Here is a 20,388-nt window from a genome sequence, read left to right as displayed (position 1 = left end):
GACGCCCGAAGACGCCGCCCTTGCTGGAATATTGCATTCTCCGCAATGTCGATGCATGCGAAACGACCTTGAACCCGGGGGCTCAAGTGGGAACGCTGGAGAACCATCGGGCTTCCCGCTACAAGGCGGACCTGCACTCCCGGCGCTGTCGCGCTCCCGGTGTCGTTCTTAAGGGACAAGGCGAATGTTTGCACATGCCGTCGAGTACCACAGAGAACGCGTGGCCATTATAGCCAGCACGCAGGATCTGGATAGGCCGTTCGTCGGCAACAGTCCGTGCCAATTCAGATATGAGAAGACGCGTTGTGCACGGTCTTCAGGCGCCGCCGTCGATCGCGCGGTCCAGGCGCCGGTTCAGGTCGGCCAGGGTCTGCTGCAGCGCCACGGCCTGGCGGGCGTTCTCGTCGCGCAGCAGCTGCAGTTCGTGGGCCAGGTTCAGCGCGGCCAGCACGGCGACGCGGTCGACGGCGGCCATGCGGTTGCTGCCGCGGATCTCGCGCATGCGCGCATCGAGCAGGCGTGCGGCGGCCATCAGGCTGTCGCGTTCGTCGCCGCCGACGCCCACGGTGTATTCACGATCGAGGATGCGGACACTGACCGGTTCGGCGCTCATGTGTGCTGCTCCAGGGATTTGAGCCGGCTGATCATCGCTTCCACCCGCGAGCGCGCCTGCTCGTTCTTGGCCAACAGCGTCGAGCGCTCGGCCACCAGCTGTTCCTGCTGGTGGCGCAGGCTGCGGTTCTCCTCGGCCAGGCGCTGGTTGCGTTCAAGCAACGCGTCCACGCGGGCGGCAAAGTCCTGCAGCTGGGCAAGGGGATCGGCGGGTTCCATGCGGGCACGATAGGCAAGCCGGGTGAGGGCGGTCAAGCGCTGTCGCAGCAAGGCCGGACGGCCACGAGAGGATGCCGCAGGGTTGCTACACTACGGGGTCTCACGGGCGCGCGCGTGCGCACCCCGGGTTTCCTTATTCCGAACGAGCCGCACGATGACCGAACTTCCCTCCGTCGACGACGTTACCCGCGCCAGCCAGGCGCTGGGCCTGGGCGCTACCGCTGCCGAGCTGCACGGCGCGCTGTGCGGCTGGCTGGCCGCCGGCGGCGCCCCCGGCAACGATTGGCCGGCGCGCGTGCTGGCCGACGACACCCTGCCGCCGGTGGCCGCCGACAGCGTGCTGGGGCAGCTGCTGCAGGCCACCATCAAGCAGCTGGAAGACCGCGACTTCGCCTTCGAACTGCTGCTCGCCGACAGCGACGACGTGTCCGCGCAGGCCGATGCCATGTTCAGCTGGACCCGCTCGTTCCTGGGCGGCTTCGGCCTGGGCAGCGGCGGCCGCCGCCCGGCCCTGTCCGAAGAGGGCGAAGAAGCGCTGACCGACATGGCCAGCCTGGCGCGTGCGTCCAGTGAGGATTTCGAGGCCGGCGGCGATGACGACGACGAAGCCCTGTCGGAGATCGAGGAGTTCATCCGCGTGGCGGTGCTGCTGCTGCACGGCGACGTGGTGCTGGCCGCGCGCCATCGGCAGCGCCTGAACTGATGGATATCAAGCAGCGCACCGGCATCGCGGCCGGCGAATACAAGCGTCGCCGCCGCCAGCTGATGGACATGGCTGGCGAGGACGCGATCCTGGTGCTGCCGGCCGCAGCCGAGAAGGTGCGCAGCCTCGATACCCATTATCCGTTCCGCCAGGATTCGGATTTCCAGTACCTGAGCGGCTTCCCGGAACCGGAGGCGGTGCTGGTGCTGATTCCGGGCCGCCGCCACGGCGAGGCCATCCTGTTCTGCCGCGAGCGCGATGCCGAGCGCGAGGCATGGGACGGCAGCCGCGCCGGCCAGGAAGGCGCGGTAGCGCAGTATGGCATGGACGATGCCTACCCGATCGATGATCTGGACGACATCCTGCCGGGCCTGTTGGAAGGGCGCTCGCGCGTCTACTACCACTTTGGCCGCGACGCCGACTTCGATCTGAAGCTGATCGGCTGGGTCAACCGCGTGCGTTCGCAGGTACGCCACGGCGCGCAGCCACCGCATGAGTTCCTGGAACTGGGCCACCTGCTGCACGAGCAGCGCCTGTTCAAGTCGGGTGCGGAAGTCGCGTTGATGCACCACGCCGCGCAGATCAGCGTGCGTGCGCATCTGGCTGCGATGCAGGTGGCCAAGGCAGGTATCCACGAATACGAACTGCAGGCCGAGCTGGAGCGTGTGTTCCGCGCCAACGATGCCGTGCCGGCGTACTGCAGCATCGTCGGTGCCGGCCGCAACGGCTGCATCCTGCATTACCGCGACAACAACGCGCGTTCGCGCGATGGTGAGCTGGTGCTGATCGATGCCGGTGCCGAATACCGCGGCTACGCCAGCGACATCACCCGCACCTTCCCGGTGAATGGCCGCTTCAATGCCGAGCAGCGTGCACTGCACGACCTGGTCGGCGATGCGCAGGCCGCTGCGTTGGCCCAGGCCAAGCCGGGCGTGCCGTATGAGGCCGGCCACCTGGCGGCGGTGCAGACCCTGACCGAAGGCCTGCTGCGGCTGGGCCTGCTGAAGGGCACGCTGGAAAAGAACCTGTCCGAAGGCCTGTACCAGCGCTTCTACCGGCACAAGACCGGCCACTGGATCGGATTGGACGTGCACGATGTGGGCGATTACCGCCTCGCCGGTGATTCACGCCTTCTGGAGCCTGGCATGGCGTTCACCATCGAGCCGGGGCTGTACATCGGCGTGGACGACACGACGGTGGAACCGCGTTGGCGCGGTATCGGCATCCGCACTGAAGACGATGTGCTGATCACCGATGACGGCCATCGCGTGCTGACCGAGGGCCTGGCGCGCAGCGCCGATGAGATCGAAGCGGTGATGGCGGGGTAGGGGTTTTCGGCAGGGCTTGCAGCCCTGCACCTGCAGAGGCCACAGCAACAGCAACCGCAACAGCGGCATTCCGTGGGGATGGCGGGGTACTGTGGGTTTGCGAGGCCGCCGCAAGTACGTCCTTGTAGGCTTGGTCGCCGCATCCATGCGGCTCACACCCCGCAAACCCACAGTACCCCGCCTTCGACAGGTTCACGCGGCTGTTGGTAGGTGTCGACCTTGGTCGACACAGAGCGAGCGCAGCGAGCGACCCGCTTCTGCTTTTCTTTCTTTCTTCCGTGGTTGGACGCACACGGAAACTGTCAGAGGTGGGGCGGGGTGGGTTCGCGGGGGTGTCCGCGGCATGGATGCCGCGGCCAAGCCTCCAGGGATGGATTCACGGCGTCCCCCGCGAACCCACCCCGCCCCGCCAAGCGCGGCTATTGCTCCAAGCAGCCAACCACGAGGGGCTCAGCCGTTCGCCGCCGCAAACGCCGGCCGCGTCAGGTTGTCCGCCTCGCCATCAGTGCACAGCACTTCGTCTTCGATGCGGATGCCGCCATACGGACGGAAGAAGTCCACGCGGTCCCAGTTGATCGCATCACCGTGGCCAGCGTCCTTCACTTCATTCAACAGCATGTCGATGAAGTACAGGCCCGGTTCGATGGTCACCACCATGCCCGGCTCCAGCACGCGGGTCAGGCGCAGGTACGGGTGGCCCGCCGGGCGCTCGATGCGGCCGCCTTCGTCGCTGGCCGCGAAACCGGCCACGTCGTGCACCTGCAGGCCGATCAGGTGGCCGATACCATGCGGGAAGAACGCGGCGCTGACGCCGGTCTCCAGCGCGGTCTGCGGCGAGACCTTGATCACGCCGAAGTCCTTCAGCACGCCCATCAGCGAAAGGTGCGCGTCCACGTGCAGCTGCTTGTAGTCGAAGCCCGGCCGCACCGCTGCGCACATCCGCTGCTGGGCAGCGTCGACGGCGGCGATCATCGCCGCAAATTCGTCGTGGCCCTGCGCGGCGTAGGTGCGGGTGATGTCGCTGGCGTAGCCGTGGGCACTGGCGCCGGCATCGATCAGGAAGCTGCGCAGCGGGTGCGGTGCCTTGCGGCCCAGCTCGGTGTAGTGCAGCACGGCGGCATGTTCGTTCAACGCCACGATATTGCCGTACGGCAGCTCGTTGGCGTCCTGGCCGACCGCCTGGCAGTACGCCATGTGGATGCTGAACTCATCGGCGCCGTTGCGGAACGCGGCCTCGGCCGCGCGATGGCCGCGCACGCCCAGCACCTGGGCCTGGCGCATCAGTGCGATCTCATACGGTGTCTTGCTGCCGCGGTGCCATTCCAGGTAGTTCACCACCGGGGCCGGGTTGTTCGGCACGTAGCTGCCCAGCGCGCTCTGCGGCTCGCCGAGGATCGCGCAGCGCGATGGATCGGCCGGCAGCAGCGCCAGCGCGTCTTCCGGCTTGCGGATGATGTGGATGTCGAAGTGATCCACCCACCAGCCGCTGGGGGCATCCGGCACCACGTGCCAGTAGTCGAAGGGCTGGTGGAAGATCACCGCCGGGCGCTTGCCGGGGGTGAACACGATCCAGCTGTTGGGCACGCGGGTCAGCGGCAGCCAGGCCTTGAACTGCGGATTGACCGCGTACGGGTAGTCGCGATCATCGAACACCTGGTAGTGCAGGGTGCCGCTCGGCACCACCAGGTGATCGAAGCCGCCGCGGGCCAGCGCCTGTTCGGCACGTCGGCACAGCACGGCCAGGTGGTCGGAATACAGGGCGCCGGGGTCTTGCTGGATCATTGCGGTGGCTCGACACGGAAAACGGCCCTAGATTCTGCCGCATACCGGGAAAAACCGCTGTGCTGGAACCGGCACTCAGGCCGTCGAAACCGGCCCCTCGTCGCTGTCTTCGCCCACCCACTGGCGCAGCAGCTGCCGATGCTCGCGCGACAGGGTGAGGAAGCGGAAGCCGGTCCAGCTCTGTCCGGGGGCGTGTGCGGGTTCGCTCCACAGCAGGTGCACGCCCACGTCGATGTCCTGGTGGCGGCCGTCGCCCAGCGGCAAGGGGAAGCGCAACTGGTACAGCGCATCCTCGCGCAACGGTGCGCTGGCCAGCATCAGCATGCCGGTTTCGGAGATATTGCCGAGCCGGCCCACCACGCTTTCGCGCATCTGGTCGGTGACCGGTACCAGGTCCGAGACCTGGCGGCGCGGCGCGCGGCGGGTGTCCTGCGGCGGTTGGGTGATCATGCGGAGGTCTCCTGCGTATGGCCGGCCGCCAGTGCACGCAAGGCGCCAAGGCTGGCCTCCCAGGCACGGTCAACCAGCCGGGCCTTGTCCTCAGTGACCAGCTGCGCCTGGCCGGCACTGATCTGCCGGGCCAGCGTATCCAGGTCGGTATCGGCGATCTTCTGCCCGCGCGGATTGACCAGCAGGGCGTGGCCGGTCAGCAGGCTGTACCAGGACAGGCGCTGGCGGCGCAGTGTGCCATCGCCGGTATCGATGTCGAACCAGCTGCCGAAGGGCAGGGAGGACAGCTGCTGGTAAGCGGCTTCCTCGGCACTGCTGCGCGGTGTCGCGGGCGTCGTGCCGGCGGCCGTACCGGCGTGCTCGCCCAGGCGCGCGCGTGCCTTCAGGCGGGCACTGAGTTCGGTACGCGAGGTACTCTCGTCCTCGCCGCCAGGCGTGGCCAGCCTGCGTGCGACGGCGGCGGCTTCCTCGGCGTGGTAGCCGACCTGCAGCAGGGCGGCCTCGACCTCGGCAGCAAGCGTTGCATCGGTGCCGCCGGGTGCATCAACGGGTTGCGCGGTGATGGCGGCGATGCGTTGGGTCTGCTGCAGGCGTTCCTGCCACTGCGGTGAATCGTCGCCGTGGCGCAGGCGGGTCAGGGTGAGGGCATCGGCCCAGGCCTGACGCAGCAAGGTCTGCACGAAGCGGGGCGGCTCCTGCGCGTCGCAGCACTGGTCGATCTGTGCACTGGCCTGGCGCCGGGCCAGTTCCAGCCGCTCCTTGCCGCGGGCGGCTTCCACATGGCGGCGCTCGGCCAGTTCGGCGCGATGCGCTGCGGCGCGCTGATGCTGCTGCACGTCCTCGTTCGCGCTGGCGAAGGCCTCCGGCGCCCGCGCATCCTGACCCAGCAGGCCCTGCACGCTCTGTGCCATGCGCTGCAGCAACTGCGGGTCGACATCATCGTCGCCCAGCCAGTTGGCGCCGACTTCGGCAATCTGGTTGAGCAGTTCGCGCGCGGGGTGCTCGTCGCGCACGAAGAAGCCGGGGTCGGCCATTGCCGCACGTGCCAGCGGTACCTGCAGGCGCGCCAGCAGGGCGGCCGGCACCGGGTCCGGACGCTGCTGCTGCTGCACCTGCTGCATCAGCATGCGCAGCAGGTCGAGGCTGTCGCGGTCGTGGCTGCCCAGCTGGGCCTGCATGCCATGCTCGCTGCGCAGTTGCGCCACCACGGCCGCCTGCAGGTCCGCTACGCCGGTGGCGGCGCTGGACTGCGCCTGCAGGCGTGCGAGCACCGCATCCACGGCCGCGCTCGGCACTGAATCGCGATCCGCAGGTGCTGCGCTGGCATGGCGTGCCTGCTGCAGCAGCGCATGCAGCGCGCTGCCCGTAGAGGTGGTCAGGCCCGGCAAGGCCGCACCGGCCGTGCTGTCATCCTGGAAAGCGTCCTGCACCAGGCTCGACCAGGAGCCGGCCGGTGCCGATCCGTTCCAGCCGGTCAGTGGCGCGGCGGCACGCTTTGCCGGCTGCGTGGTGCGACCACCGCCCACCGACTGGGTGATGATCCGCCGGGTGCTCGATGAACGCGCCAGATAGGGGGTGAATACCAGGCCGGGCAGCACGCCGTGCTGGGCCAACAGGGCATTGGCACGGTCGAGGATGTCGCCCAGGCGTTCCAGCACCTGGCGTTCGAAGCTGCGGTACAGCGCCAGCTGAACGTCGACAGCGAGCGAATCCTGTTCGGCAATCCGGCGCAGCATGGCGCACAGTGCCTGCGGTGCCAGCGGCAGGGTGTCGGCCTCGAAGGCCGGTGCTGCCGCCAGTACGCCCAGGCGTTGGCCCAGCAGGTTCAGCGTGTTGGTCGAACGCAGCGTCTCCCGCCGCACCATCTCGGTCAGCAGCAGGTCGCGGTCCACTTCATGCTCATCGACCAGCGACAGCCCGAGCATGCCGGGCAGTGGCGGTGGCGTGGAACCGGGGCTGGAGTGGGCCGTGGGTTCGCGCAGCCGTATCAGCGCATCGGCCACGGCATCAAGCATGCGGTCAGCGAAATGACCGGAGAAGGCATGCAACTGGCCGCGCTGGGCCATCAGCTCCGCCTGCAGCTGCGGATTGCGCGCGCGATCCGCGTCGTGCAGCAGCGTCTGCTCCAACGCTTCGATGGTCAGGATCAGCGGCGCGGCCAGCGTTTGCCGGCACAGGCCGATCAACGCGCCCAGCAGCTCACGCACCCGCGGTGGCAGGTCGCTGGCGGCCAGGCGGGCTTTGTCGGCAGAGGTAATGGAAAAGACAGCTGACATCGGCGAGCGGTACCCGGATTCCCGCGGATCGATCTTGTGAATCTACCGTGTCGGCCGCAGTCGGCGCTACTTTAGGGTGAACGTGTCTCACGTCCGCTGGGGAGGGACGACGGATGAACGGTGGTGCCGGTCGCTGGCCGGCAACGCTGTCTCCACCGGAGTACCGGCCAGCGGCCGGCGCTACCCGCTACGGCGGAAGGTCTAGTCCTCCAGGAACAGGCTCACCACATCGTTGGTGAATCGACGGCCCAGCTCGGTCGGCTGCACATGGCCCTCCGCCACGTCCAGCCAGCCGCGCTGCACGGCCTCGGCCAGGGGCGCGTCCAGCACGCTGCGCGGCAGCCCGGTGCGCGACTCGAAATCGCGCAGGCCGAAGCCTTCGTGCAGGCGCAGCAGGTTGAGCATGTATTCGAACGGCAGGCGCGCGGGCGCGATCACATCGTCACCACCGAACGAGGCCGGCGTGCCGGCGCTGTCCAGGTAGGCCTGCGGGTGCTTCAGTTTCCAGCGGCGCAGCACGTGTTCTTCGGCGCCCGAGCTGATCTTGCCGTGCGCACCGGCACCGATGCCCAGATAGTCACCGAAACGCCAGTAGTTCAGGTTGTGCGCACTCTGCCGACCGGGGCGTGCGTAGGCGCTGACTTCGTACTGGCTGAAACCGGCCTGCGCCAGCAGCGACTGGCAGTGCTCCTGCATGTCCCAGGCGTTGTCTTCATCGGGAATGCCCTGCGGCGGACGCGCGAAGAACACCGTGTTCGGTTCCAGGGTCAGCTGGTAGTGCGAGATATGGGCCGGTTGCAGCGCAAATGCACGTTCCAGATCGGCCTCGGCACCGGCCAGGGTCTGTTCCGGCAGCGCGTACATCAGGTCGATGTTGAAGTTGTCGTAGCCCGCGTCCTGCGCCATCTTCACCGCGCGCTCGGCTTCGCCACTGTCGTGGATGCGGCCCAGGCGCTTGAGCATGGCGTCGTCGAAACTCTGGATGCCGAAGCTGAGGCGGTTCACGCCTGCCGCGCGGTAGCGGTCGAAGCGGCCATGCTCGGCGGTGCCCGGGTTGGTTTCCAGGGTGATTTCGGCGTTGGGGGCAAAGCGCAGGCGCGCGCTGGCCTGCTGCAGGAAACGGTCGATCGCTTCCGGCGGGAACAGGCTGGGCGTACCGCCGCCGAAGAACACGCTGTGCACCACCCGGCCCCAGACCAGCGGCAGGTCCTGGTCCAGGTCACGCAGCAGCGCGTCGATGTAGGCATCGAACGGCAGTTCACCCTTGGCCTGGTGCGAATTGAAATCGCAGTACGGGCACTTGCGCACGCACCACGGCAGGTGCACGTACAGCGACAGCGGTGGCGGCACCAGCCGCGGCGGGCTGTCGTGGGCAGCGGAGCAGGCTTCGCCGGGCAGGTGGTTGCAGTGGTCGTGGGCGTGCGGCATGGGCTTCATCGGTAGTGCCGGCCACTGGCCGGCTTCCCTGGTTCGATCAGGCGGCGTCAGTACAGCGTCGCCAGCTGCTGCTTGAGCTGCTGCAGGGCGATGGCACGGTGGCTGATGGCATTCTTCAGTGCCGGCTCCATTTCCGCGGCGGTCAGGCCGTGGGTGGTGTCCAGGAACACCGGGTTGTAGCCGAAACCATTCGTGCCACGCAGCTCGCGGATGATCTGCCCTTCCCAGCGGCCTTCGCAGATCAGCGGCTGCGGGTCGGTGGCGTGGCGCAGCAGCACGATCACCGCGTAGAAGCGGGCGCTGCGCTGGCCGTCGGGCACTGCGGCCATCGCGTCCAGCAGCTTGGCGTTGTTGGCCGCCGCGTTGGTCGGGTGGCCGGCATAGCGCGCGCTGTACAGGCCGGGCGCGCCGCCGAGTGCATCGACGATCAGGCCCGAATCATCGGCCAGTGCCGGCAGGCCGGTCGCTTCGCAGGCCGCGCGTGCCTTCAGCAGCGCATTCTCGACGAAGGTCAGGCCGGTCTCTTCCACGTCGCCCAGGCCCAGTTCGGCGGCCGAGGTGATCTGCAGCGGCAGGTCGGCGAGGATCTCCTGCATCTCCACCAGCTTGCCGGTGTTGTGGCTGGCCAGTACCAGTTTCTTCATTGACGGGGCTCCAGCAGGTCCCAGGTGTTGCCATACAGATCGCGGAACACCGCGACCGTTGCATAGGGTTCTTCGCGCGGCGCTTCCAGGAACTCGACGCCGGCGGCCAGCATCGCCGCGTGGTCGCGGTGGAAGTCGTCGGTGTTGAGGAAGAAGGCGACGCGGCCACCGGTCTGGTTGCCGATGCGGCTGCGCTGCGCCTCGTCGCTGGCACGGGCCAGCAACAGGGCGGCGGCGCTGCCGTCGGTCGGGCCGACCACCACCCAGCGCTTGTGGCCCTGGTCGATGTCTTCCAGCAGCGTGAAGCCGAGCTTGCCGGTGTACCAGGCAATGGCTTCGTCATAGTCGGCCACCACCAGCGTGGTCAGGGCAAGGCGCCGGTTCATGCCGACAGCGCCGCCTGCTGCGCGGCCAGCAGCTCGGCCACGCCCTTTTCGGCCAGGCCCAGCAGCGCGTCCAGTTCATCGCGACGGAAGGCGTGGCCTTCGGCGGTGCCCTGCAGTTCGATGAAGCCGCCACCGTCGTTCATCACCACGTTCATGTCGGTGTCGCAGTCGCTGTCTTCGGCGTAGTCCAGGTCCAGCACCGGGGTGCCGCGGTACACGCCCACCGACACCGCCGCCACTGCGCCCAGGATCGGGTTGCGCTTGATGTCGCCACGCTTCATCAGCACGTTCACCGCATCGACCAGGGCCACGTAGGCGCCGGTGATGGCGGCGGTACGGGTGCCACCGTCGGCCTGCAGCACGTCGCAGTCCAGGGTGATGGTGCGCTCGCCCAGCGCGTTGCGGTCCACGCAGGCGCGCAGGCTGCGGCCGATCAGGCGCTGGATCTCCAGCGTGCGGCCGCCCTGCTTGCCACGGGCTGCTTCGCGGTCGCTGCGGGTGTGGGTGGCGCGCGGCAGCATGCCGTACTCGGCAGTCACCCAGCCTTCGCCCTTGCCGCGCAGGAAGCCCGGCACGCGGTTCTCGACGCTGGCGGTGCACAGCACACGGGTTTCACCGAAGCACACCAGTACCGACCCTTCGGCATGGCGGGTGAAGCCGCGTTGGATGACGACCGGGCGGAGCTGGTCGGGCTGGCGGCCGCTGGGGCGGGAATCGGACATGGTGCGGGTTCCGTAATGGCGAGGGAGTACGCCGCCACGCCCGCGGCCTTCACGGGGCGGGCAAGGGGGCTCTGGTGAGGGCGCTAGGGTACCATTCCCCCTTTGCACGCACCGGACACATTCCATGATTCGAAGCATGACCGCCTATGCCGGCGGCGAGCGGGTCACCCCGTGGGGCACGCTGGGCTGCGAGCTGCGCTCGGTCAACCACCGCTTCCTGGAGGTCGGCACCCGCCTGCCCGAAGAACTGCGGGCGCTGGAACCGCAGCTGCGCGAGCGCATCGCCGCACGCCTGAGCCGTGGCAAGCTGGATCTGGTGATGCGCCTGCGTGCACCGGAGGCAGCGGCCAACCTGCAGGTGGACGAGGCCCTGCTGGGCCAGCTGGGCCGCCTGGCGCACCGGCTGACCTCGGATTTCCCCAATCTGCAGGTCAGCTTCACCGAGCTGCTGCAGCTGCCCGGCGTGACCCGCGGCGAGGCCACCGATGCCGCCGCCCTGCAGGCCGAGGCACTGGCCCTGCTGGACCAGGTGCTGGACGGCTTCGTCGAGGCCCGTGAGCGCGAAGGCGGCAAGTTGTCGGCCGCCATCAGCGAGCGCGTGGACGGCATCGAACGCATCGCGACTGAAGTGCGCACGCTGATTCCGGCCATTCGCGACGGCCAGCGCGCCAAGCTGGCTGCACGCCTGGCCGACCTGCCGCACCCGGTCGATCCCGGCCGCGCCGAGCAGGAACTGGTGCTCTGGCTGCAGAAGCTGGACGTGGATGAGGAGCTGGATCGCCTTGGCAGCCACATTGTCGAGATCCGCCGCGTGCTCAAGCAGCGCGAGCCGGTCGGCCGCCGCCTGGACTTCCTGCTGCAGGAGTTCAACCGCGAAGCCAATACGCTGGGCTCGAAGTCGGTGGACAGCCGTACGTCCAATGCCGCGGTGGAGCTGAAGGTGCTGATCGACCAGATCCGCGAACAGGTGCAGAACATCGAGTGATGTTCTGGGCACTCGCGTGGGAGGATCAAAGTCCTTCCAGGTAGTCCCCGGCAATCGCGACGCAGTGGTCGAAGCTTGGCGTGTAGTCCAGCGTATCGATGGCCTTGAACGCAATCTCCAATGTCGGGTGGGGATTGCGGATCTGATCAGGAAACGTTGATCGATGGCGGACCAACGCATGCGCAGCATTTGCCAGCGCCTCAGGTTCGCGTTCGATCACCAGCACAAGATCGAACAGATCTCGGGCCGTTGCCCGATGACCGCGATGGAACATCTTCTTGGCGATGATTTCCGCCGAGGTTTCCACGCGGACACGTTGGTCATCGATCGTCCATTCCTCCCAGGCATCATCGAGAAGATTGGGAGCCGCGACGAAGTCCACCTCGCCTTCCTCGAACTGCAGCTTGACCCATGAGCTTGGATCTTCGCTGTAGTCGCCGGTAAGTCTGGCGGCGACATCGCTCAAGCGGGGAGTGACGAATCCCAGGTACTGGGGATTCGGCACGATAATGTCGATGTCCTTGCTGAGCCTGTGACGGTGCCGGAACATCAGCACGGTACCGCCGCCCAGTGTCCAGAACGGATCGATGACGCCGCCGTGGCGGCGAATCTCCTCGATGAGGACCAGCGCTCGGGGCAGCAGCGCCTGCCAGGCGCCGGCAGGCAATTCCCGGTTCACATCCACAGGTCCTTGCGATGGGCAGAAAGCGTGTTGGCCATCTTCGCCACGTTGCGCCAGATGCGCCGTGGCGGCAGCTGCGCGCCGATTGCAGCTTCTTCGACTGCCATCACCATCATGGCGGGAGGGGCTTCATCCAGCAGGTGCGCCATCTGCGCTGCGTAGGTGGCAGGAACCTCCCCGCTGACCAGCACGCGGGCCAACTCGCCAGCCGTCAGTTCGCTCGCGTAACTCACGTTGGCGGTGCGTGCGGCCATTTTCAGACCTTGCTTGCGCAGCCGGTTTTCGGTGCTGGGTGCCGGAACATCCAGGCCGAGCACGGCCATCAACTGGCCCACGCGATTGACGCCCAGGTCGCTCAGAGTGCCCCCTTCCAGGCCGACCACCGTTTGCCTGGAAAGGCCGCTGAGATGGGCAAGCTGGCCTTGCGACAGGCCAAGTTGCTCACGGCGGGTACGAACCGCTTTGCCGATGTCGATCAGGTTCATGTCTATATTGTCCAATATTTTGGACAAAATTCAAATATCTGGAAGCGGCAGGTTGGCAAACCTTCACGTCTCAAACCACCCTGACGCCGGGCATTCCTCCGCTCAATCGTCCCACCACAGCCGCCTGGCCGAACCCTGCGTCGTGGAAGCAGGCCAGCACCGCGTCCACTGCCTCCGGGGCACACGACACCAGCAGGCCGCCGCTGGTCTGCGGGTCGGTAAGCAGCGATTGCCAGTGGGCTGGCAACCCATCGGCGAAGCGCACCTCGGCGCCATAGGAGGCCCAGTTGCGATTGGAGGCGCCGGTTACGCAGCCGCGCTGCAGCAGGTCCAAGGCCTGCGGCAGCAGCGGGATCTGCGCGCTGTCCACTTCGGCGGCAACGCCACTGGCCCGGCACACTTCCAGCAGGTGGCCGAGCAGGCCGAAACCGGTGACGTCGGTCATTGCGTGCACACCGTCCAGCGCGGCCAGCGGCACGCCCACGGTATTCAGGCGGGTGGTCGACGCGATCATCTGCTGGTAGCCCTCGGCATCCAGCACTTCTTTCTTCAGCGCCGACGAATACACGCCCACGCCCAACGGCTTGCCCAGCACCAGTACATCGCCGGCGCGGGCATCGGCATTGCGCCTGAGCCGCTGCGGGTCGAGCACGCCGATCGCGGCCAGGCCATAGATGGGTTCCACCGAATCGATGCTGTGGCCTCCAGCGACCACGATGCCGGCATCGGCGCAGGCACGCTCGCCGCCCTGCAGGATGCCGCGGATGGTCTCCTGCGGCAGCGTGTTGATCGGCATGCCGACGATGGCCAGCGCGAACAATGGTCGTGCCCCCATCGCATACAGGTCCGACAGCGCGTTGGTGGCGGCGATGCGGCCGAAGTCGAACGGGTCGTCCACAATCGGCATGAAGAAATCGGTAGTGGCGACGATTGCCTGGCGATCATCGAGGCGGTACACCGCGGCGTCGTCGCTGGTCTCGCGGCCGACCAGCAGTTCGGCCGGTGCCGGAAGCGCTGGCACGCCCCGCAGCAGTTCGGACAGCACGCCCGGCGCGATCTTGCAGCCGCAGCCGCCGCCGTGTGCCAGCGAAGTCAGTCGTTGCGGGGCATCGGCCGTTGAAGGGGCGGGGGACTGCGCGTGCGTGGCCATGCCGACATCTCCTGCGGAAACACCAATGGCGGAAGGCAGCAGGAGTCGAACCTACCAGGGAACGATCGACGCCCCCTACTGGGTTTGAAGCCCAGCCGCATGCCCGGATGCGCATGCCTTCCGAAAGTACGGCGGCACCGGTGGGCTCATTCGCGGGCTGCGTTCCACTGCAGGTCGCCGCGCGGCCGATGCTGGTCACCGACGCGTCGAGTGTAGCCAACGCGGTTGAAGAACTCCAAGATCTGGATGCTGCGCTTGCGGCCCAGGCCGATGGCATCGCGGAAGGTGGCCGCATCCACCGTGCCGGTGGCCTGCGACAGCTGCGCGACGATCGCGGCCAGCTCGGCAATGCGGGCCGGTGCATAGAACAGGTCCGGCATCACCTGGAACAGTTCGCCACGCGCGGTGGCGCGGCGCAGGACGGCGCGGACCTCGTCTTCGGCCAGACCGGCGTCGGTGGCCAGCGTGCGCACCCACGGTGGATCAAAGCGACCGGCGTGCAGTTGCGGCAGCACGCGTTCCAGCAGAAGTCGCTCGCGTTCCGGCGGCGCATTGTCATGGCCGGGCAGGCGCCACCAGGCGCCCACGCGCTGCACGCTGCCGTCGTCCAGCAGGCCCTGCAGCAGAGCATTCCACAGGCTCGTTGCAAGCGCGGGCAGCGTACTGCGCTGCAGGCGCCCGCTATCAACACCGGGTTCATCCGGACGTCGCTCGTGCCAGCTGCGCAGCGACATGGTCACCTGTTCGCGAAGCGCCTGCCAGTGCGAAGCAAGGATGACCACCGTGTCTTCGCGGGTGACGATGCGCCGTGTGTCTGCAGGCAGATCGATCCGGTCGGCCGCGCGCCGGCAGTAGCGTTGCAGGGCGGCCATGGCTATGCCGAAGGAAGCCTGCTGCAACAGCGGGCCGATTCCTGCCCCTGCCGCCAGCTGCTCCAGTGCGCCCAGCCAGGCGAGCCGTGCCGGGCTGCGCCGGCGCCGCTGTGGCGGGTCCGGATCGAGCACGATGCCACCGCCCAACGTGCGGATCGCCGCTGAATCACGGGCGATGAAGCGATCACCACACATCGCGCAGACCGGGGCATCGAACACCAGCTGCACCAACTGTCCGTCGCCGTGATCGACATCCTCCAGCAGCACCACATGGGCCTGCCGGTGCATCGTGCCCCAGTGGATGTGCAGCGGCGCCCAGTCGCGCAACGGTGCGGCCAGTGCGGAAAGCCGCAGGCGCACGTCGACGCGACGGGTCGCCAGCAGGGCGCGCGGGTCGGCGATCCAGTCGCCACGGTGGATGTCGTCGCGGGCGATGGCGGCCAGGTTCAACGCGCAGCGCTGCCCGGCCATGGCGTGTTCGCTGGCCTGGTTCTGCGCGTGGATGCTGCGTACGCGCACGTCCGTGGCGGCCGGCATCAGCTGCAGATGCTCACCCACGGCAGCGACGCCGCCGTGCACTGCGCCGGTCACCAGCGTGCCGTGGCCGGCCAGCGAGAACACGCGGTCCACCGGCATGCGGAACAGCTCGCCGCGCAGTTCGGCCTGGCGCGTGTTGGCGTCGTCCGACGCCCACGCGTGCAGCTGGGTACGCAGCGCGTTGATGCCAGCATCGTCGGGTACGGTGCTGTTGCAGGCGAATACGGGGGAATCCTGCAGCGGCGTTCCGGCCAGCAGCGCGGCGATCTCGATCTCGACCCGGGCGATGCGCGCGGCGTCCACGCGGTCGATCTTGGTCAGGGCGACTGCACCGCGATCCACGCCCAGCAACTGCAGGATTGCCAGGTGCTCGCGGGTCTGCGGCATCACACCGTCGTCGGCGGCGATCACCAGCAGGGCGACATCGATGCCGGTGGCGCCGGCCACCATCGTATGCACGAAGCGTTCATGGCCCGGCACATCGACGAAACCCAGCGTCGCCTCGGCATTCCCTCCGCCTGTGTTCTCCACCGGGACATAGGCATAGCCCAGCTCGATGGAGATGCCGCGTGTGCGTTCTTCCTGCAGGCGATCGGTCTCGATGCCGGTCAGTGCGCGCACCAGGCTGGTCTTGCCATGGTCGATATGCCCGGCGGTGCCAACGATCATGCCTGCAGCGTGCTCCATTGCGCGAGGAAGGCGGCTTCGTCGGTGGGTTCCAGGCAGCGCAGGTCCAGCCAAAGCGCGTCATCGGCAATGCGGCCCAGCACCGGCCGGGGCAGCTGGCGCAAGCGCTTGGCCAAGCGATCCAGCCCGCCGCGGCGCGCGCTGGTAACGCGCAGTCCGGCGCTGGCCAGCTGCGCCTGTGGCTGCGCGCCGCTGCCGATCTGGCTGTACATCGAAGCCCGTTCAAGCGCATAGTCGGCGGCCAGCGACGCGCGCATCGGCTGCAGCAGGCGGTGTGCCTGCTCGTCGATGTCATCCCGCAGGCGCGAAAGGCTGCGCAGGGTCGGCAGCCGCAGTGCCAGCAGTTCCGGTTCGCGGTACAGGGCCAGCACGGCTTCCAGTGCGGCCAGGCCCATCTTGTCCATGCGCAGCGCCCGCTTGAGCGGGTTGCGGTTGATCCGCGCGATCAAGTCGGCGCGGCCGGCGATGATCCCGGCCTGGGGGCCGCCCAGCAGTTTGTCGCCACTGAACGAAACCAGATCGGCGCCGGCCGCCAGTGCTTCCTGCACGGTGGGCTCGTGCGGCAGGCCGAAGGCCGCCAGGTCGCACAGGCTGCCACTGCCCAGGTCCACCACCAGCGGCAGGCCGTGCTCGTGCGCGATCGCAGCCATCGCCGCAGTGTCGACCTTGGCGGTGAAACCGGTGATCGCGTAGTTGCTGGCATGCACTTCCATCAGCAACGCGGTACGGGCGCCGATGGCATGGGCGAAGTCGGCCGGGTGGGTACGGTTGGTGGTGCCCACTTCCAGCAGTCGCGCGCCGGCGCTGCGCATCACATCGGGAATGCGGAAGGCGCCGCCGATCTCCACCAGTTCGCCGCGCGAGACGACCACCTCGCGGCGGTTGGCCAGGCTGTTGAGCAGCAGCAGGACCGCCGCCGCATTGTTGTTGACCACGGTGGCGGCTTCGGCGCCCGTCAGTTCGCAGACCAGCGCCTGCACCCGTGCATCGCGGTCGCCGCGGCGGCCGCGGGTGATGTCGAATTCCAGATCGACCGGCGCTGTCATTGCGCGGGTGACCGCCTGCACAGCGACATCGGGCAACAGGGCGCGGCCCAGGTTGGTGTGCAGCACGGTGCCGGTCAGGTTGAAGATCGGCTGCAGGTCCAGCCGTGCATCGGCCGCCAGTGCGGCGTCGAGCGCCGCGACCAGCGACGGGCCGTTGATGGCCTGTTCGAGGCGTTCGGCCGAGAGCTGCGCGGCGCTGATACGGTCGCGTAGTTCCTGCAGGTGTGCGCGCAGCAGTTGGGTGATGCGGCTGCGGCCGTGGCGTTCGATCATGGCCGACAACGCAGGCAGGCGCAGCAGCCGGTCCAGCGAAGGCAGGGCGGCGGCCGATGCCGGTGTGGCGTGCGAGCGTGGCATAGGTCAGTCGCCGTCGGATTGCCACAGCAGCGGGTTCTGGCTGGCGCGCGCATAGCCTTCCTCGGCCAGCAGCAGGTCCAGCGCCAGCGTGCCGAGGTCATCAGCCATCGGCTCCAGTGACGGATCTTTCTCCAGGTACAGGATCTTGCGATAGCTGTGGCAGTGGTCGCAGGTCTCGGCGCGCACCGCACTCTCGCGCACCGCCTCGCCGCGGTCACCGTCCACATCGGCCAGGGCGCGATAGGCAATGTCCTTGCCTGCGGCGCCGCACTGGCTGCACTGCACGCGCACGTAATGCCACTGGCAGGCACACAGCGAGCACGACAGGTAGCGATAGGCGGCGTAGGGTGGGCGCGCCTGCACCACGCTGGCCACCGGCAGCGTGCCACAGAGCGGGCACAGCCCTGGTGCATCGGCCAGCGGCTTCAGGTCGGTCGGATGGAAGCTGGCGGCGAGCACCGCCCAGTACACCTGCAGCGCGTTCATCACCAGCAGCGCAGCGACGGCGTCGACCGAGGGCGCGTCATCGCGTTCCAGCACCGCATGCGCCTGTGCATCCAGCCACGCATCATCAGCAGCCGCGACGCGCTGCAGCTCCTGCCGGGTTTCCGCAGGCAGCCCGGCCTCGTCGGCACAGTGCCGGCACAGCGTGCGCAGCCAGTCGCGCCAGCGCCCATCCAGTTGCAGCGAGTTGGCCGGCCGCAATGGCATGCCGGCGCCGGCCGCCGCGCTCGACTGCTGTGCACGCGCCTGTGCCTGCAGGTCCTCGCGTTGCTGCGGTGTCAGATCCTCCAGCAGCGCCTGCTGTGCATCGGCCAGCGCCGCCAGCAGCTGCAGGTAGCCGCCGATGGCACTGTGCGCGGCGAGGCTGCGCAGGCGTGCCGCGCGCGTAGCAAACAGTGACTCGGTATCAGGCAGGATGATGCGCGGCACATCGCGCGAGGCGAGCGTCTCGATCTCACCGGGTTCAAGGATGCGTTGCGCCATGCAGGGCCAGCCAGAAGAACCAGGCTCCATCCTCGCTGTTGTCGGCGCTGGCGTCCAGCGTGTTGCCGGCCATCTGAAATGGTTGGGGTCAGATCCGTTTTCCACAGGAAAACGGATCTGACCCCATCGGTTGGTTGAAAGTGGATCCCGAGCGTTGGTCGGGATTCGATCAGTGCCGACCAACGGTCGGCACCCACCGACAGATCGCGGCCAACTGTCGAAGGCGGGGTGGATCCGGTTGCGGAAGCGTGAGCCGCATGGATGCGGCGACCGAGCTTACATGGGTGAGGGCGCTTTGCTTGCGAAGCACTGCTTCGCAAGCGCCCGAACGCACAGCCGCCAGCGGCTGGGCCGGGCCCCGGAGGGGTACTTGCAGCGTCTCCCGCAACCGGATCCACCCCGCCATCCCACGGATAGCCGCTGTTGCTGTTGCCTTGGCTTGAAGCAGGTGCAGGGCCGCAGGCCCTGCCGCTAACCCTCTTCCCGGCGCCCGCGCAGGATGTCGCGGAACCACTGGCGGTGGTGCTTGTACGCCCACCCATAGGTCACCTTGCCCTGGGTCATCGCCCGCACCGATCCCTTGATCCAGAGCGCCGCATAGATGTGCACCACGATCGCGCAGACCAGCACCCAGCCGAACAGCGCATGGGCCAGCACCGAGAAGCGGATCACTCCGATCGGGAAGAAATGACTGAAATACTGCCGCCAGATCACGAAGCCGGTCAGCAGCAGTGCTGACAGGCAGCCGATGATGGCCCAGAACAGCAGCTTCTGGCCGGCATTGAAGCGACCGACCGGTGGCAGCTTTTCATCCTCGTTGCGCAGCACATCGCGCATGCCGCGCATCCACGCGCGGTCATCGGCGGTCGGCAGGTTGTCGCGCCACATGCGCAACGCCAGCAGCGCAAAGCCCACCACCATGGCCAGGCCGATGAACGGATGCAGGATGCGCGTCCACGGGCCGCCACCGAACAGCTGGGTCAACGGGAACAGGGCAGGGTGGAACAACGCCAGCCCGGACAGCGCGGTCAGCACGAAGCAGATCGCCACGATCCAGTGATTGATGCGGGTCGGCGCGCGGTAGCGGACGATCTGCCGCGGGTGCGGGGCGTACTTCATGGCCGCTGCTCCTCTTCGATCTTCTTCGCCTCGTGCTCGGCTTCTTCTTCTTCCTCGTCATTGACCGTGTTGCGGCCGATGCCGATGTAATGCAGGAACCCAGCAAAGGCCGTGGCGGCGATCGCCAGCACGCCCAGCGGCTTGGCTACGCCCTTCCAGACTTCCACCATCGGGCTGATGCGCGGGTCCTTGGGCAGGTCGGCGTACAGCTCGGGCTTGTCCACGTGCTGCAGCACGTACATCACATGGGTACCGCCGACGCCCTGCGGGTCGTACAGGCCGGCATTCTCGTAGCCGCGCGATTTCAGGTCTTCCACGCGGCCGGCGGCATGCTCGGTCATCGCCTGTTTACTGCCGAAGGTGATCGCCCCGGTCGGGCAGGTCTTCACGCATGCCGGCTCCTGACCGACCGCCACCCGGTCCGAACACAGCGTGCACTTGTAGGCCTTGTGGTCCTTCTTGGAGATGCGCGGTACGTCGAACGGGCAGCCGGTCACGCAGTAGCCGCAGCCGATGCAGTTCTCTTCCTGGAAGTCGACGATGCCGTTGGCATACTGGATGATCGCGCCGGGCGACGGGCAGGCCTTCAGGCAGCCCGGGTCGCTGCAGTGCATGCAGCCCTCCTTGCGGATCAGCCACTCCAGCTTGCCCTTTTCGTCCTCGTACTCGCGGAACTTCATCACCGTCCACGACTGTTCGCTCAGATCGGGCGGGTTGTCATAGCTGCCAACGCAGCTGCCCACTTCGTCGCGCAGGTCGTTCCACTCCATGCAGGCGACCTGGCAGGCCTTGCAGCCGATGCACTTGCTCACATCGATCAGCTTGGCGACCTGGCCGGTGTGCGCACCGCGCGCCTCCGGCGAGGGCGTGGTGGTGGCCGAGCGGCGGATGATGTCCAGCGATTGCAGTGACATGGCGTTTC

General features: G+C 67.8%; 20 protein-coding genes, 1 tRNA gene and 1 other RNA gene. 3 read left to right on the top strand and 19 right to left on the bottom strand.

Annotated elements, in window-relative coordinates:
• Positions 1 to 33 precede the first annotated feature (33 nt).
• The 3 genes from ssrS to ACZ75I_RS15945 all read right to left on the bottom strand — a co-directional run bounded on the left by ssrS (position 34) and on the right by ACZ75I_RS15945 (position 831).
• Positions 34 to 219: non-coding RNA, 6S RNA (ssrS, locus tag ACZ75I_RS15955), on the bottom strand.
• A gap of 97 nt (positions 220 to 316) precedes the next feature.
• Entirely contained in the window at positions 317 to 613 is a 297-nt protein-coding gene (locus tag ACZ75I_RS15950) for a cell division protein ZapA (RefSeq protein WP_006467013.1), read from the bottom strand.
• The gene (locus ACZ75I_RS15945; protein ID WP_005418996.1) at positions 610 to 831 is read right to left on the bottom strand and encodes a TIGR02449 family protein; all 222 of its coding nucleotides are present in this window, start codon (positions 829 to 831) and stop codon (positions 610 to 612) included. The genes ACZ75I_RS15950 and ACZ75I_RS15945 overlap by 4 nt, the downstream gene beginning before the upstream one ends.
• Before the next feature lie 154 nt (positions 832 to 985).
• Between ACZ75I_RS15945 and ACZ75I_RS15940 the strand changes: the two genes are divergently transcribed.
• Together ACZ75I_RS15940 and ACZ75I_RS15935 are read left to right on the top strand one after the other, a co-directional pair.
• Positions 986 to 1,534 carry a UPF0149 family protein gene (locus ACZ75I_RS15940; protein WP_005418994.1) on the top strand — a complete coding sequence of 183 codons (549 nt, stop codon included), beginning with the start codon at positions 986 to 988 and terminating at the stop codon, positions 1,532 to 1,534.
• A 5-nt stretch (positions 1,535 to 1,539) separates the two neighbouring features.
• The gene (locus ACZ75I_RS15935) at positions 1,540 to 2,862 is read left to right on the top strand and encodes an aminopeptidase P N-terminal domain-containing protein (RefSeq protein WP_100447161.1); all 1,323 of its coding nucleotides are present in this window, start codon (positions 1,540 to 1,542) and stop codon (positions 2,860 to 2,862) included.
• Between the two features lie 450 nt (positions 2,863 to 3,312).
• Here the strand turns inward: ACZ75I_RS15935 and pepQ are convergent, their stop codons facing one another.
• From pepQ to rph, 7 genes are all read right to left on the bottom strand, one after another.
• On the bottom strand, positions 3,313 to 4,644 hold the full coding sequence (pepQ, locus tag ACZ75I_RS15930; RefSeq protein ID WP_180867277.1) for a Xaa-Pro dipeptidase: 1,332 nt from the start codon (positions 4,642 to 4,644) through the stop codon (positions 3,313 to 3,315).
• Between the two features lie 75 nt (positions 4,645 to 4,719).
• On the bottom strand, positions 4,720 to 5,094 hold the full coding sequence (locus ACZ75I_RS15925) for a PilZ domain-containing protein (protein WP_005418979.1): 375 nt from the start codon (positions 5,092 to 5,094) through the stop codon (positions 4,720 to 4,722).
• A complete protein-coding gene (locus ACZ75I_RS15920) occupies positions 5,091 to 7,370 on the bottom strand; it encodes a DUF1631 family protein (protein ID WP_180867279.1) in 2,280 nt (759 codons plus the stop codon). The genes ACZ75I_RS15925 and ACZ75I_RS15920 overlap by 4 nt, the downstream gene beginning before the upstream one ends.
• A 201-nt stretch (positions 7,371 to 7,571) precedes the next feature.
• Positions 7,572 to 8,798 carry a radical SAM family heme chaperone HemW gene (hemW, locus tag ACZ75I_RS15915; protein WP_180867282.1) on the bottom strand — a complete coding sequence of 409 codons (1,227 nt, stop codon included), beginning with the start codon at positions 8,796 to 8,798 and terminating at the stop codon, positions 7,572 to 7,574.
• A 56-nt stretch (positions 8,799 to 8,854) separates the two neighbouring features.
• Positions 8,855 to 9,451, bottom strand: a complete 597-nt coding sequence (gene rdgB / locus ACZ75I_RS15910; protein ID WP_061480723.1) for an RdgB/HAM1 family non-canonical purine NTP pyrophosphatase — start codon at positions 9,449 to 9,451, stop codon at positions 8,855 to 8,857.
• Positions 9,448 to 9,837 (bottom strand): VOC family protein, encoded by a 390-nt coding sequence (locus tag ACZ75I_RS15905; protein ID WP_061480722.1) that lies wholly within the window; start codon positions 9,835 to 9,837, stop codon positions 9,448 to 9,450. Before ACZ75I_RS15905 ends, rdgB begins: the two co-directional genes overlap by 4 nt.
• The gene (gene rph / locus ACZ75I_RS15900) at positions 9,834 to 10,559 is read right to left on the bottom strand and encodes a ribonuclease PH (protein WP_049426699.1); all 726 of its coding nucleotides are present in this window, start codon (positions 10,557 to 10,559) and stop codon (positions 9,834 to 9,836) included. Before rph ends, ACZ75I_RS15905 begins: the two co-directional genes overlap by 4 nt.
• A 124-nt stretch (positions 10,560 to 10,683) precedes the next feature.
• Between rph and ACZ75I_RS15895 the strand changes: the two genes are divergently transcribed.
• Complete coding sequence (locus ACZ75I_RS15895) at positions 10,684 to 11,544, top strand: YicC/YloC family endoribonuclease (RefSeq protein WP_072168451.1); 861 nt, start codon at positions 10,684 to 10,686, stop codon at positions 11,542 to 11,544.
• A gap of 25 nt (positions 11,545 to 11,569) precedes the next feature.
• Here the strand turns inward: ACZ75I_RS15895 and ACZ75I_RS15890 are convergent, their stop codons facing one another.
• From ACZ75I_RS15890 to fdxH, 9 genes are all read right to left on the bottom strand, one after another.
• A complete protein-coding gene (locus tag ACZ75I_RS15890; protein ID WP_180867285.1) occupies positions 11,570 to 12,223 on the bottom strand; it encodes a nucleotidyl transferase AbiEii/AbiGii toxin family protein in 654 nt (217 codons plus the stop codon).
• Complete coding sequence (locus ACZ75I_RS15885; RefSeq protein ID WP_180867288.1) at positions 12,220 to 12,711, bottom strand: helix-turn-helix domain-containing protein; 492 nt, start codon at positions 12,709 to 12,711, stop codon at positions 12,220 to 12,222. Before ACZ75I_RS15885 ends, ACZ75I_RS15890 begins: the two co-directional genes overlap by 4 nt.
• A 70-nt stretch (positions 12,712 to 12,781) precedes the next feature.
• The gene (gene selD / locus ACZ75I_RS15880; RefSeq protein ID WP_472958273.1) at positions 12,782 to 13,861 is read right to left on the bottom strand and encodes a selenide, water dikinase SelD; all 1,080 of its coding nucleotides are present in this window, start codon (positions 13,859 to 13,861) and stop codon (positions 12,782 to 12,784) included.
• 26 nt (positions 13,862 to 13,887) lie between these two features.
• Positions 13,888 to 13,983: transfer RNA gene (locus tag ACZ75I_RS15875), tRNA-Sec, on the bottom strand.
• Positions 13,984 to 14,007: 24 nt separating this feature from the next.
• The gene (gene selB, locus ACZ75I_RS15870; protein WP_472958271.1) at positions 14,008 to 15,939 is read right to left on the bottom strand and encodes a selenocysteine-specific translation elongation factor; all 1,932 of its coding nucleotides are present in this window, start codon (positions 15,937 to 15,939) and stop codon (positions 14,008 to 14,010) included.
• Complete coding sequence (gene selA / locus ACZ75I_RS15865; protein WP_346477227.1) at positions 15,936 to 17,360, bottom strand: L-seryl-tRNA(Sec) selenium transferase; 1,425 nt, start codon at positions 17,358 to 17,360, stop codon at positions 15,936 to 15,938. Before selA ends, selB begins: the two co-directional genes overlap by 4 nt.
• 3 nt (positions 17,361 to 17,363) lie before the next feature.
• Positions 17,364 to 18,347, bottom strand: coding sequence for a formate dehydrogenase accessory protein FdhE (gene fdhE, locus ACZ75I_RS15860; RefSeq protein ID WP_346477228.1), 984 nt, complete (start codon positions 18,345 to 18,347; stop codon positions 17,364 to 17,366).
• 471 nt (positions 18,348 to 18,818) lie between these two features.
• A complete protein-coding gene (locus ACZ75I_RS15855) occupies positions 18,819 to 19,466 on the bottom strand; it encodes a formate dehydrogenase subunit gamma (protein ID WP_472958268.1) in 648 nt (215 codons plus the stop codon).
• On the bottom strand, positions 19,463 to 20,380 hold the full coding sequence (fdxH, locus tag ACZ75I_RS15850; RefSeq protein WP_012481154.1) for a formate dehydrogenase subunit beta: 918 nt from the start codon (positions 20,378 to 20,380) through the stop codon (positions 19,463 to 19,465). The genes ACZ75I_RS15855 and fdxH overlap by 4 nt, the downstream gene beginning before the upstream one ends.
• Positions 20,381 to 20,388 lie beyond the last annotated feature (8 nt).

The sequence above is a fragment of the Stenotrophomonas sp. X genome (genome assembly GCF_055721025.1).
This window is presented reverse-complemented; position numbering and strand designations above follow the sequence as displayed.

Excerpts from the sequence above, each read along its gene's own strand:
- ACZ75I_RS15905 (WP_061480722.1), bottom strand. The coding sequence starts at position 9,837 with ATGAACCGGCGCCTTGCCCTGACCACGCTGGTGGTGGCCGACTATGAC.
- fdxH (WP_012481154.1), bottom strand. The coding sequence starts at position 20,380 with ATGTCACTGCAATCGCTGGACATCATCCGCCGCTCGGCCACCACCACG.
- selB (WP_472958271.1), bottom strand. The coding sequence starts at position 15,939 with ATGATCGTTGGCACCGCCGGGCATATCGACCATGGCAAGACCAGCCTG.
- ACZ75I_RS15885 (WP_180867288.1), bottom strand. The coding sequence starts at position 12,711 with ATGAACCTGATCGACATCGGCAAAGCGGTTCGTACCCGCCGTGAGCAA.
- ACZ75I_RS15945 (WP_005418996.1), bottom strand. The coding sequence starts at position 831 with ATGGAACCCGCCGATCCCCTTGCCCAGCTGCAGGACTTTGCCGCCCGC.
- hemW (WP_180867282.1), bottom strand. The coding sequence starts at position 8,798 with ATGCCGCACGCCCACGACCACTGCAACCACCTGCCCGGCGAAGCCTGC.
- selA (WP_346477227.1), bottom strand. The coding sequence starts at position 17,360 with ATGCCACGCTCGCACGCCACACCGGCATCGGCCGCCGCCCTGCCTTCG.
- ACZ75I_RS15925 (WP_005418979.1), bottom strand. The coding sequence starts at position 5,094 with ATGATCACCCAACCGCCGCAGGACACCCGCCGCGCGCCGCGCCGCCAG.
- pepQ (WP_180867277.1), bottom strand. The coding sequence starts at position 4,644 with ATGATCCAGCAAGACCCCGGCGCCCTGTATTCCGACCACCTGGCCGTG.
- rph (WP_049426699.1), bottom strand. The coding sequence starts at position 10,559 with ATGTCCGATTCCCGCCCCAGCGGCCGCCAGCCCGACCAGCTCCGCCCG.
- ACZ75I_RS15855 (WP_472958268.1), bottom strand. The coding sequence starts at position 19,466 with ATGAAGTACGCCCCGCACCCGCGGCAGATCGTCCGCTACCGCGCGCCG.
- ACZ75I_RS15940 (WP_005418994.1), top strand. The coding sequence starts at position 986 with ATGACCGAACTTCCCTCCGTCGACGACGTTACCCGCGCCAGCCAGGCG.
- ACZ75I_RS15920 (WP_180867279.1), bottom strand. The coding sequence starts at position 7,370 with ATGTCAGCTGTCTTTTCCATTACCTCTGCCGACAAAGCCCGCCTGGCC.
- rdgB (WP_061480723.1), bottom strand. The coding sequence starts at position 9,451 with ATGAAGAAACTGGTACTGGCCAGCCACAACACCGGCAAGCTGGTGGAG.
- ACZ75I_RS15895 (WP_072168451.1), top strand. The coding sequence starts at position 10,684 with ATGATTCGAAGCATGACCGCCTATGCCGGCGGCGAGCGGGTCACCCCG.
- ACZ75I_RS15950 (WP_006467013.1), bottom strand. The coding sequence starts at position 613 with ATGAGCGCCGAACCGGTCAGTGTCCGCATCCTCGATCGTGAATACACC.
- fdhE (WP_346477228.1), bottom strand. The coding sequence starts at position 18,347 with ATGGCGCAACGCATCCTTGAACCCGGTGAGATCGAGACGCTCGCCTCG.
- selD (WP_472958273.1), bottom strand. The coding sequence starts at position 13,861 with ATGGCCACGCACGCGCAGTCCCCCGCCCCTTCAACGGCCGATGCCCCG.